This is a genomic window from Mycobacterium sp. GA-1285 (assembly GCF_001499905.1).
Lineage (GTDB): Bacteria > Actinomycetota > Actinomycetes > Mycobacteriales > Mycobacteriaceae > Mycobacterium.
In genome coordinates this window covers 117,991-129,400 of the sequence record NZ_LQIS01000055.1, presented here as the reverse complement: position 1 = coordinate 129,400, position 11,410 = coordinate 117,991, and the positions used below count along the sequence as shown (strand labels likewise).

Annotated in this window: 12 protein-coding genes; 8 read left to right on the top strand and 4 right to left on the bottom strand. The window is 66.4% G+C overall.

Translation table 11 applies throughout. The features are described from left to right. Positions 1 to 3: 3 nt before the first annotated feature. The 3 genes from AU193_RS22305 to AU193_RS22295 are packed head-to-tail and all read right to left on the bottom strand — an operon-like array spanning position 4 to position 2,676. Positions 4 to 306: a hypothetical protein gene (locus AU193_RS22305; RefSeq protein WP_064424559.1), complete on the bottom strand. Its 303-nt coding sequence runs from the start codon at positions 304 to 306 to the stop codon at positions 4 to 6. Positions 307 to 319: 13 nt separating this feature from the next. Beyond that, positions 320 to 1,828, bottom strand: coding sequence for a class I adenylate-forming enzyme family protein (locus tag AU193_RS22300; protein ID WP_064424558.1), 1,509 nt, complete (start codon positions 1,826 to 1,828; stop codon positions 320 to 322). Further along, positions 1,825 to 2,676: an NAD(P)-dependent oxidoreductase gene (locus AU193_RS22295; RefSeq protein WP_064424557.1), complete on the bottom strand. Its 852-nt coding sequence runs from the start codon at positions 2,674 to 2,676 to the stop codon at positions 1,825 to 1,827. Before AU193_RS22295 ends, AU193_RS22300 begins: the two co-directional genes overlap by 4 nt. A gap of 209 nt (positions 2,677 to 2,885) precedes the next feature. Between AU193_RS22295 and AU193_RS22290 the strand changes: the two genes are divergently transcribed. From AU193_RS22290 to AU193_RS22275, 4 genes are read left to right on the top strand one after another with little or no spacing between them, the layout of a single operon-like run. Then, complete coding sequence (locus AU193_RS22290) at positions 2,886 to 4,463, top strand: methylmalonyl-CoA mutase family protein (protein WP_064424556.1); 1,578 nt, start codon at positions 2,886 to 2,888, stop codon at positions 4,461 to 4,463. Then, the gene (locus tag AU193_RS22285) at positions 4,463 to 4,894 is read left to right on the top strand and encodes a cobalamin B12-binding domain-containing protein (RefSeq protein ID WP_064424555.1); all 432 of its coding nucleotides are present in this window, start codon (positions 4,463 to 4,465) and stop codon (positions 4,892 to 4,894) included. The genes AU193_RS22290 and AU193_RS22285 overlap by 1 nt, the downstream gene beginning before the upstream one ends. 36 nt (positions 4,895 to 4,930) lie before the next feature. Continuing rightward, positions 4,931 to 5,887 carry an LLM class F420-dependent oxidoreductase gene (locus AU193_RS22280; protein WP_064424554.1) on the top strand — a complete coding sequence of 319 codons (957 nt, stop codon included), beginning with the start codon at positions 4,931 to 4,933 and terminating at the stop codon, positions 5,885 to 5,887. Next, the gene (locus AU193_RS22275) at positions 5,884 to 6,942 is read left to right on the top strand and encodes a CaiB/BaiF CoA-transferase family protein (protein ID WP_064424553.1); all 1,059 of its coding nucleotides are present in this window, start codon (positions 5,884 to 5,886) and stop codon (positions 6,940 to 6,942) included. The genes AU193_RS22280 and AU193_RS22275 overlap by 4 nt, the downstream gene beginning before the upstream one ends. Here the strand turns inward: AU193_RS22275 and AU193_RS22270 are convergent. Further along, positions 6,930 to 7,244 (bottom strand): 2Fe-2S iron-sulfur cluster-binding protein, encoded by a 315-nt coding sequence (locus AU193_RS22270; RefSeq protein ID WP_064424552.1) that lies wholly within the window; start codon positions 7,242 to 7,244, stop codon positions 6,930 to 6,932. The genes AU193_RS22275 and AU193_RS22270 overlap by 13 nt on opposite strands. 111 nt (positions 7,245 to 7,355) lie before the next feature. Here AU193_RS22270 and AU193_RS22265 point away from each other — a divergent pair, with 111 nt between their 5' ends. From AU193_RS22265 to AU193_RS22250, 4 genes are read left to right on the top strand one after another with little or no spacing between them, the layout of a single operon-like run. Then, positions 7,356 to 8,753, top strand: coding sequence for a class I adenylate-forming enzyme family protein (locus AU193_RS22265; protein WP_064424551.1), 1,398 nt, complete (start codon positions 7,356 to 7,358; stop codon positions 8,751 to 8,753). Next, the gene (locus AU193_RS22260; RefSeq protein ID WP_064424550.1) at positions 8,738 to 9,550 is read left to right on the top strand and encodes an acyl-CoA dehydrogenase family protein; all 813 of its coding nucleotides are present in this window, start codon (positions 8,738 to 8,740) and stop codon (positions 9,548 to 9,550) included. The genes AU193_RS22265 and AU193_RS22260 overlap by 16 nt, the downstream gene beginning before the upstream one ends. Next, positions 9,537 to 10,634, top strand: a complete 1,098-nt coding sequence (locus tag AU193_RS22255; protein ID WP_064424549.1) for an acyl-CoA dehydrogenase family protein — start codon at positions 9,537 to 9,539, stop codon at positions 10,632 to 10,634. The genes AU193_RS22260 and AU193_RS22255 overlap by 14 nt, the downstream gene beginning before the upstream one ends. Position 10,635: 1 nt before the next feature. Beyond that, entirely contained in the window at positions 10,636 to 11,403 is a 768-nt protein-coding gene (locus AU193_RS22250) for an enoyl-CoA hydratase/isomerase family protein (RefSeq protein ID WP_064424548.1), read from the top strand. The last annotated feature ends 7 nt before the right edge of the window (positions 11,404 to 11,410 follow it).

Genomic DNA, 11,410 nt, shown 5'->3' with positions numbered 1-11,410 from the left:
GTATCAGTCGCTCGCGGGTAGCGGTTTTGCTTCCTTGAGAGACAGCGGAGTGGTACCCACGCTCAGTGTCCCAGCCCCGGCCTTCGTCACGAGAACCTCGGCACCGTTGTCATCGACGTAGCGTTTGCCCATCGCGTTGCCGTCGGAGAATGCCGGGTCGATCTGGACGTCGCCGGATTTCTCGGCATCCAGGGGCACCATCGGGACGCCGCCCGCGCGCAGGTCGTCGAGGCTGTCGGCGCTGCGCACGACGATGACCTGGGTGTCGCACACCTGGCTCTGCAGTCGCGTGCCGTTCTTGATCATGCTGGGCTCCTTGTTATTTCGTGGCTGTCAACTCGGCGATCAGTTCTCGACGGAGCACCTTGCCGGTCGCGTTGGTCGGCAACTCGTCGCGGAACACGACGCGGTCGGGTGTCCGCGAGCCGCGCAATTGGCGTCGCACATGTTCGCGCAGCTCGTCGGCATCAGGGGTGGCCGGGCCGTCCGGCGTGTCGGCAGGGACGACCACCGCGACGATGATCTGACCCCATTGCGGATCCTCGGGTCCTACCACGGCGCAATCGCGCACGGCCGGGTGTTCGACGAGGACGTCCTCGATCTCGGCGGGTGCGATGTTCTCGCCACCGCGGATTATCGTGTCGTCGGAACGCCCGCCGATGAAGAGATAACCGTCCGCGTCGAGCATCGCGATGTCTTTGGTGGGGAACCACCCGTCGGCGTCGAGCACCGACCCGATCTCGGTGTAGCGGCCGGACACCTGGTCGCCGCGGACGAACAGTTCTCCGGTCTCACCGGGACCGAGCACCTCGCCGTCGGCGTTGCGGATCTGTACCTCGACTCCCGGCACCGGCTGGCCGACCGAACCCAACCTGCGCAGGACCGCCTCATCGGAGGAGGCAAGCGCTTCGCGATGGTCGTCAGGCCCGAGCACGGCGATGGTCGAGCTGGTCTCGGTCAACCCGTAGGCGTTGACGAAGCCGACCTCAGGTAGCAGCGAAAGCGCCTTGCGCACCAACGGAAGTGGCACCTTCGATCCGCCGTACGCCAGGCTGCGCAGGGTCGGCAGCGACACGCTCTCGGTCTCGAGGGCGGCCACGATGCGGTCCAGCATCGTCGGCACGACCGTCGCCGACGTCACGCCCTCATCGCGTACCAGCCGGATCCATTCTCTGGCGTCGAACTGCGGCAGGTACACCATCTTTCGACCGGCGTACAGGTTCGACAACGCCGCGCTGACACCGGCGATGTGATACGGCGGGACACAGATCAGCGCTGCGTCGCCGGGTTCGGCGGAGTCGAACTCGACTGTGCCGGTGATGTAGCTGGTGAGGTTGCTGTGAGTCAGCTCAACAGCTTTCGGCCGCGACGTCGTGCCGGATGTGAACAGCACGACGCCGACGTCTTCGGGATCGGCGAACACTGGGACATCTGGGCCGGGCTCGCCAGCCCGCGCGGCGTCGAGGAATTCATCGGAGCTGATGACCGCCTTGCCCGCGCCCGCGACCATGTCGCGGTACTCCGCGTCGGCGACGACGAGAGGCTGGGGGAGGCGGTCGATGAGTTCGCGGAGTCCGTCGGCGCTGAGCCGGTAGTTCAGAGGTGTCACCGGCACACCGGCGCGCGCCGACGAGAACAGCAGCAGGGGCAGCATCGCGCCGCCCATGCCGACGTACGCGACGTGCGACGCGCCCGACGCGGCGATGACGCCCGCCCCGCCGTCGGCCAGGGCGCTCAACTCACCTGTGGTCAGCCGCAATTCGCCCGACACCACCGCGGTGCGGTCCGGATCGCTCGAGGCCATCTCGAGCAGCAGGGAGATGCTCATGATTTGTCGACGAAGATATCAAGGATGGGGTCGTCTCCACCGCCGTAGCGCGACAGGTCCGTCACGCCGGATTCGGTGAGCAGTTTCGAGTCGATGAAGCATTTGCCGTTCACGTCGGCCGCGGGTCGGGACAGGATCATGGCGGCCGCGTCACCCACGATCTGCGGGTCGCGGGACCGGTTCAGCATCTCCTGGAAGCCGGGCGCATTGGCGACCGCAGACGTCGCGATGTAGGTCTCTGGCCACAGGCAGCTGAATCCGACGCCGGTGTCCGCATACTCGGCGGCCCAGCCCAGCGAGAGCAGCGTCATCCCGTACTTCGACAGTGTGTAGGAGGGGTGGGCGCCCAGCCAGTGCGGGCTCAAGTTCAGCGGCGGCGCCAACGTGATCACGTGCGCTCCCGCCGCTTGTGCGCCTTCCGTGCAGGCGCCGGACTTGCGCAGATACGGAAGCGCGGCCTTCGTGAGCAGAAAGGTACCGCGCACGTTGATGTCCATCATCAGGTCGAATTTCTTGGCCGCCAGTTGCTCGGTCGGCTCGGTGGCGATGGCGCTGGCGTTGTTGACGACGACGTCCACGCCGCCGAAATGCTCGACGGCCGCGTCGACCGCACGCTGCACATCTTCTTCCTTGCGCACGTCGCCGACCACCGCCACACCCTTGCCGCCCGCGGCCTCGACCTCGGCGACAGCGGTATGCACGGTGCCCGGCAGCTTCGGATGCGGTTCGGCTGTCTTGGCCAGGAGCACGCAGTTGGCGCCCCGCCTGGCCGCGGCGAGCGCGATCGCGAGACCGATGCCGCGACTGCCGCCGGAGACGACGAGCGTGCGGTCAGTGAAGGCGGACATGGACCTCCTTTGGCTGCGACCTGCGTCGCCCCACGATGCTAGCGGACCCAGAACGTGATCGGTATTGACGTTCTCATTTTACGCAAGTGCCATATTCGCTGTGTACCGCGGCTTCGATGCCTTTCTCGGCCGAAGGACGCCCCTTCCTCGGTGCAGGTTTCCGGGATGCGGTATTGGCATTCTCATTTTTTGCAAGTACGTTATCCGTGATGAGCGAGCCAGTACAGACCCCATCGGGGATCCCGCTCGAGCCGGTGTATGGGCCGGCGGACAGGCATACAGAGCCACCTCCGCCCGGCACCTATCCCTTCACGCGCGGAAACTTCGCGTCGGGATACCGCGGCAAGACGTGGACGTTCCGCCAGTACTCGGGGTTCGGTACGCCCGAGGAGTCCAATCGGCGCTACCGCTACCTGCTCGAACAGGGCGGTACCGGGCTGTCGGTGGCGCTGGACCTGCCGACCCAATGCGGCTACGACTCCGACGACCCCGAGTACGGCGAAGAGGTCGGCCGGGTCGGTGTCGCGGTCGACACGCTCGCCGACGCGGAAATCCTCTTCGACGGCATCCCGCTGGACAAGATCAGCACCAGCTTCACGATCAACGGCACCGCCGCGATCCTGCTGGCCTTCTACGTCGCCGCCGCGGAGAAGAAGGGCGTGCCGCGGGCCAAGCTCACCGGCACCATCCAGAACGACATCCTCAAGGAGTACGCATCACGCGGCACGTGGATCTGGCCGCCCGAGCCCTCGCTGCGCCTGATCGCCGACACCATCGAGTTCTGCGCCGCCGAGGTGCCCAAGTTCAACGCGATCTCCGTCGCCGGGGCGCACTTCCGCGACGCCGGCGCGAACGCGGTGCAGGAGATGGCGTTCACCCTGGCCGACGGCGTCACCTACTGCGACACGGTCGTCGAACGCGGCCGCATGACGATCGATCAGTTCGCGCCGCAGATCTCGTTCTTCTTCTACACCCACGGCGACTTCTTCGAGGAGATCGCCAAGTACCGGGCCGGACGGCGGCGTTGGGCGACGATCGTGCGCGAGCGCTACGGCGCGTCGTCGGACAAGGCGTCGATGTTCCGGTTCGGCTGTGTGGCCGGTGGCGCATCGCTGTTCGCACCTCAGGCCCAGAACAACCTCGTCCGGGTCGCCTACGAGGCGATGGCCGCTGTGCTGGGCGGCGTGCAGTCGATGTTCACCGCGGCGTGGGACGAGCCGTTCGCGCTGCCCAGCGAGGAATCGGCGACGCTGGCGTTGCGCACGCAGCAGATCCTCGCCTTTGAAACCGGCGTGACCAAGGTCGCCGATCCGCTCGGCGGGTCGTATTTCGTCGAGGCGCTGACCGACGCGACCGAGGAGAAGATCATCGAGATCATGCACGATCTCGAGACCCACGGCGGGATGGTCCGCGCCATCGAGGACGGTTACCTGCAGGGCCTGATCGCCGACGAGGCGTTCAAGATCCACCAGGAGATCGAGTCCGGTGCGCGACCGGTGGTGGGGGTCAACAAGTTCGTCTCCGACGAACCGCCGCCCGAGATCGCGACCTACGAACTCGACGCCGAGGGCCGCGATCTGCAACTCAAGCGACTCGCGAAAGTCAAGGCCGAGCGCGACGCCACCGCAGTCTCCGGATCATTGGCGGCGCTGGCGCGGGCGGCCGAAGGTGATGACAACCTGATGCACAAGCTGGTCGACTGCGCCAACGCCTACTGCACTGTGGGAGAGATGGTTTCGACGCTCAAGTCGGTGTGGGGCGAGTTCCAGCAGCCGGTGGTGTTCTGATGGCGGACTCTTCTGCGGGCGGGCCGGTGCGGGTGCTCGTCGCCAAGCCCGGCCTCGACGGACACGACCGCGGCGCGAAGATCGTCGCACGGACGCTGCGGGACGCGGGCTTCGAGGTGATCTACACCGGAATACGGCAGCGCATCGAAGACATCGTGTCGATAGCCCTGCAGGAAGACGTTGCGCTGGTGGGTCTTTCGATTCTCTCGGGTGCGCACGTGGCACTCACCGCGCGCACGGTGGAGGCCCTGCGCGCGGCCGACGCCGGCGACATCGCGGTCGTCGTGGGCGGCACCATCCCGCAGGGTGACGTGCCGAAGCTGCTGTCCGCGGGTGCCGCTGCGGTGTTCCCGACCGGCACTCCGCTCGACACCCTGGTCGACGAGGTGCGCAAGCTAACGGTGGGCGAAGATGGGGCGGGTGAACAGTGAGTCGCTCGGCGCTGAACTCTCGAAGGAAGAACTGACATGCGCCTTGGCGTGATGATCGGGGCCGAACGCGGCGATATGGCGCGCAAGGTGAACAAGCTGGTCTCCGATATCGAGTGGGCCGAATCCGCGGGGATGGACACCGCGTGGATGCCGCAGGTGCCCAACGACTTCGACTGCCTGACCATGGTGGCGCTGATGGCCGCGCACACCTCGAAGATCGAGCTCGGTACCGCCGTGGTGCCGCTGCAGGCGCAGCACCCGATCGCGCTGGCGCGTCAGGCGCTGTCGGTCCACGCAATGGCCGGCGGACGCCTCGCGCTCGGGGTGGGCCCGTCGCACCACTGGATCGTGCGCGACATGCTCGGCCTCCCGTATGACAAGCCCGCGGCGTACACCCGCGACTATCTCGAGGTGCTCAGCGCCGCGCTCGCCGGTCCCGGCGACGTCGACGTGGAGAACGACACCTTCACGGTGCACAACCCGACCGTCCTCGGCGCCGAAAGCCCGCTGCCGGTGTTGGTGGCCGCGCTGGGCCCGGTGATGCTGCAGATCGCGGGGGAGCGCGCCGATGGCACCGTGTTGTGGATGGCCGACGAGAAGGCCATCGGCGACCACATCGCGCCCAAGATCAACAAGGCCGCAGCCGAGGCGGGCAGATCTGCTCCGCGCATCGTCGCGGGAATTCCCGTGTGCCTGTGCGCGAATTCGGAGATCGAGACGGCGAAAGAACGGGCGAACCGCATCCTCGCCGAGGCCGAGACGTCGCCGAATTACCAGCGGCTGCTGGACCGCGGCGACGCCCGCGACGTCGGCGATTTGTGCGCGGCCGGAGACGAGGAAGCGATCCTTGCCCGATTCCAGCGGTTCGCCGACGCCGGAGTCACCGACCTGTCCGTCCGGCTGCTGCCGATCGGTGAGAACCGCGACGAACTGATCGCGTCGAAATACCGGACGCGCGAGGTGATTGCAGAGTTGGCCAAGGCGGTGCGGTGACGGCGGGTGGACCGCTGGCGGGCATCCGCATCATCGAGGTCGGAGTCATGCTGGCCGGCCCCTACGCCACCATGCTTCTGGCCGATCTCGGCGCGGAGGTCATCAAGATCGAGCCGCCGGGCGGGGAGATCTCGCGTCAGGTCGGCGACAGCTATTTCGCCAGTCTCAACCGCAACAAGAAGAGCGTCGTGCTCGACCTACGCTCTGAAGACAGCCGCGCGCGTCTCGGGGAACTCGTCGCGGATTCCCATGCGCTACTGGTGAATATGAAGCCGTCCGCGATCAAGAAGCTCGGCCTGACGTATGACTCGCTCAAGAGATTCAACGACCGCATCGTTTGTGTGGCGATGACAGGCTTCGGGCTCGAGGGCGGCGACGATCCGGCGTTCGACTACGTCATTCAGGCGGCGACCGGCGTCGCGGCCATGACCGGACATCCCGACGCACCGCCGACGTTGCCGGGATACTCGTCGGCCGACAACTCGACCGGTCTGGCCGCGGCGCTTGGATTACTGGCGCAGATCGTGTCCGGCCGTGGTGGCCAGGTCGACGTGTCCCTGCGGGACGTGATGTTCTCGCAGTTGAACTACCGCGCCTCGGCGTATCTCAACGACGGCGCGGTGCCGCTGCGCTATCCGTTCGGGGCGCATTCGTACTACGTTCCGGCGCAACTGTTCGCGACAGCGGAGGGTTACCTGGCGCTGTTCATCACCCACGACGGGTTCTGGCGGGCGTTCTCGGCCGAAGCGGGTATCGACGGCTTTCCGACGATGGCCGAACGCGCGGCCAAGCGCGACGAGGTGCTGGCGATCGTCGCTGCCGCGTTGGCCACGGACACCGCCGCGAGTTGGGAGTCGCGGTTGCGTCCCTTGGGTATTCCGGTCGCCGCGGTCCGCACATTGCCCGAGGCGTTGGAGCAGACGCCCGAGGTGATCGTGCAGGCGGGTGATTTCCGATTGGTGCGCAGCCCGATTCAGATCGCGGGCTATGAACCCGAGTACCGGCCGGCGCCCCGCGTCGACGAACACGGCGACGTCGCGGCTCAGTCGTCGTAGGTCACGCTGATCGTGTCGGTCTCCGGGATCGCCTGGCAGGTGAGGATGTACCCTTCGTCGACCTCGTCCTCGTCGAGTGCGTCGTTGACGCGCATCGTCGCGCGGCCTTCGGTCAGCTTGCCCATGCAGGTACCGCAGTTGCCGGCCTCGCATGAGAAGGGCGGGGACAATCCCGCCCGCCTGGCGCTCTCAAGAAGCGTCTCGTTGGCGACGCGCGGTACCGATACCTTCTTGCGGTCGAGCACGATCGTCACCTGTCCGCCACCCTGTGCCGGCTGGTCAGGCATCGGATCCGCCGTCATCAATCGCTCTCCTGGCATGTCGGTTCTAACTGTGCGAGAATATCATTCTCGTTAAATGATACGCTATTCTCAAAGCGAAATCGGGCCCCGTGACACTAGTGAGGACAGGGTGTGAGTGAGGCGATCGCGCTCGCCTTCGAGCAGTGTGAGTACACGCTGTCGCAACTCGATGCGTTGACCGCCGGGATGACCGCCACCCTGGAACAGCGCGGTGTGCGGGCCGGGGACCGAGTCGCGCTGATGTCGTCCAACCGTCCGGAGTTCGTCGTCGCGCTGCGCGCAATCTGGCAGTTGGGCGCCTCGGCGGTACTGCTCAGCCCCGCGTGGAGGCGCGCGGAAACCGACCACGCGCTCGCCCTGACCCGACCGGCGCACGCGGTAGGCGATCACCCGGTGCTCGCCGAACTCATGCCGATGCTCTCGCTCGACGATCCGATCGAGCCGACGCGGCGCGCGTTCGAACCGCCCGATCCGCAGGCCGACGCGTTGTTCGTGTTCAGTTCGGGAACCACCGGTATGCCCAAGGCAGTGCGTCACACGCACGCGGCGTTCGACGTCGCCGTGCGGCACTGGCGCGACGCGCTGCGGCTGTCGTCGTCGGACCGCATGCAGATCATGACACCGCCTTCGCACATTCTGGGCCTGCTCAACATCGTGATGGCACTCGATACGGGAACCTGGATCCGGCTGCACCCGCGCTTCGACATCGATGCCATGTTGCGCCACATCGAAAGTGACGGAATCACCATCGAGATGGCCGTGGCGCCAATTGCTTTGGCGCTAGCGGCGCATCCGGATCTGGAGTCCTACGACCTCTCGTCGCTGCGTTACATCATGTGGTGTGCGACACCGGTCACTCAAAGCGTCGCGGAAGCCGTCACCGCCAGGACAGGGGTGAAGTGGGCGACCGCATACGGTGCGAGCGAGTTGCCGGTGATCTCGTGCAACGACGTCGACGGCGGACACCTGGACACCGTGGGCCGGCCGGTACCCGGAGTGCGCGTGCGGGTGGTGTCGTTGGACGGGGGTGCGGTTCTCGGGACGGGTGAGGCCGGCGAGATCGAGGTTCAGTCGGATTCGGTCATGGCCGGATACCTGCCGGAGTCGGCGACTGCGGGAGCATTTGACGACGGGTGGTATCGCACGGGCGATGTCGGCTTTCTCGACGACGACGGGTGGCTGCGGATCACCGACCGGTCGAAGGAGATGATCAAGGTGCGCGGCTTCCAGGTCGCGCCCGCGGAGGTGGAGGCGGTACTGCACGGGCATGCCGCGGTCGAGGACTGCGCGGTCTTCGGTGTTCCGGACACCGCCGACGGCGAGGCGATCATCGTCGCCGTGAAGATGAATGCGCCAGTGCCGGAAGAGGACTTGGCGTCGTGGGTCGGGGAGCGGCTGGCCTCCTACAAGCGGCCCAGCCGGGTCGTCGTCGTGCCCGAGATCCCGCGTCTGCCCTCGGGGAAGGTTCTGCGTCGAGTGTTGAAGGAGCGTCTGTGGACGTCCGTCTGACCAGTGAACAACAACAGTTGCGGGCCGCCGCCGCTGCCCTGGCCGATGACCTCGGTCCCGGGTCGGTGGCCGACCTCGACGATGCGAACCGGATCGCGAGGCTGGAGAAGGCGGTGGACGCCACCGGCTTTCGCACGCTTCGCTCGGACGGCGCCTCGGGCGTTGAGGTGGCGATCGTGGCCGAGGAGTTCGCCCGGGGCCTGGTCGACGTGCCGTTCATCGGACCCGTGCTCGCCGACGACCTTCGGATGCGGGCCGGGCGTGAGCCGGCTGCTGCTGCTTCGGCGGATTCGGTGGATCTGACGAAAAGCCTAGCCGGAGTAGTCGAGTCGCCCGTTGAACTGGACGAGATTTCGGAGGAGGATGCGGCCCGATGGCGCACCTTGGCGCTGACGGTGTCGTGCGCTGACCTGCTCGGCGCGGCCAGGGGAGCGCAGGATCTGGCCGTCGAATACGCGAAGGTGCGCGAACAGTACGGTGCGACGATCGGGTCGTATCAGGCGGTCGGTCACCTCCTGGCCGAGAGTCTCGCCCTGATCGAAGGCTCGATCAGCGTGCTGCGGCACGCTGCGTGGGCGGTCGACGAGTTGCCGGCCGCCGAGGCGATCGAGGCGGCGCGGGTCGCCAAGATCTACTGTGCGCGCTCGGCTTTGACCGTCTGTGAGACCTCGATACAGGTACATGGCGGCATCGGCAACACCTGGGAGTGCTTGGCCCACGTCTACCTGCGCCGGGTGCTGGCCGCCACCGAGACATGGCCCGTGAAGTTGGAGGAGTTGTCCATTGGACTTTCGTGACTCACCCGAGGAAGCCGCGTTCCGTGAGCGGCTGCGCGGCTGGCTGACCGAACAGAAGGGCAAGTTCCCGACATCCGGCGACGAGTACTGGGCCGCCCAGGGCGCCTGGCATCAGGCGCTCTACGGGGCCGGCTTCTTCGGTACGTCGTGGCCGAAAGAGTATGGCGGACAGGACCTGCCGCCGGTCTACGACGTGATCGTCGACGAGGAGATCGCCAAGGCCGGGGCGCCGGCGCGGCCGAGCCTGGGTTATCTGGTGGTAGGGCTGTCCCACCACGGCAGCGAGGAGCTTCGGCAGCGCTTCCTGCCCGGGATGATCAACGGCACGGAGCGGTGGTGCCAGGGCTTCTCCGAGCCTGGCGCCGGCTCAGACCTGGCGTCGCTGACCACGACGGCGACCCTGTGCGGTGACGACCCCGACACTTACGTCATCCACGGTCACAAGATCTGGACCAGCTATTCCGACGTGGCCGACTGGTGCCTTCTGCTGGCCCGCACGGATAAGGATGTCCCCAAACACAAGGGCATTTCGGCGTTCATCGTGTCGATGCACCAGCCGGGGATCGAACAGCGGCCGCTGAAGATGATCAGCGGCGTCACCAAGGAGTTCGGCCAGGTGCTGTTCGACGGGGCCCGGGTCCCGGCGGAGAACATGGTCGGCGCACCCGGTGAGGGCTGGAGATTGGCGATGACCGTCGTCAGCCATGAGCGAGAGCCGTCGACGCTGGGTTTCTCGGCTCGCTACGGAAAGCTGGTGCGGCAGCTGGCCTCCCGGGTGGAGGGCCCGGCTCCCGAGGAACTGACGTGGGCGTGGGTGCAGACCGAGATGCTGCGGCTGCACGTGCGCAGAAGGTTGTCCGAACAGCTCGACGGGATGACGCACGGGCCGCAGGGCTCCCTGGACAAGCTGCTGATGACGTGGACCGAGCAGTCAGTCGGGCATGCTGCGCTGGCCACCGTCGGCACCGGTGATCACGAATTGTTCGGCGCCTACATGTACAGCCGCGCGCAGAGCGTGATGGGCGGTACCTCGCAGATTCAGAAGAACATCATCGCTTCACGCATTCTCGGATTAGGAGTCTAAGTTGTACGACCTACCACCGGAGATCGACGTTCAGGCCGACGGCGCGTTGCGCATCATCACGCTGAACCGGCCGGAATCCCTGAATTCGGTCAATGACGATTTACACTGCGGGCTCGCCTGGTTGTGGCCCCGGCTGGCCGAGGACAGGGAGGCTCGCGCGGCGGTGATCACCGGTGCGGGACGGGCCTTTTCGGCCGGTGGTGACTTCGGTTACCTCGAGGAGTTGCGTCAGGACGCCGATCTGCGCGCCAAGACGATCCTGCATGGCCGCGAGATTGTGCTGGGCATGGCACGCTGCCGGATTCCTGTGGTGGCGGCCGTCAACGGTCCGGCAATGGGCCTGGGCTGCAGCCTGGTGGCGTTGTCCGACATCGTCTACATCAAAGACGATGCGTACCTGGCCGATCCACACGTTCAGGTGGGTCTGGTCGCCGCCGACGGCGGGCCGCTGGTGTGGCCGCTGGAGATGAGCCTGCTACATGCCAAGGAGTACGCGCTGACCGGTGCGCGGATCTCGGCGCAGCGCGCCGCCGAACTGGGTCTGGCGAACCACGTCGTCGAGGATCCGCTGAGCGAGGCGATCGCCTGCGCGAAGAAGATCATGGAGTTGCCGCGCCAAGCGGTGGAAAGTACCAAGCGTCTGTTGAACATTCACCTCGAGCGCTCGGTGCTGGCGGTGCTCGACTACGCCAACACCGCCGAGGAGCAGTCGTTCAAAACCGACGATTTCCGTGAGATCGTCGCGCGGCTGAACGCCAAGAAGAAGTAGCGCACAC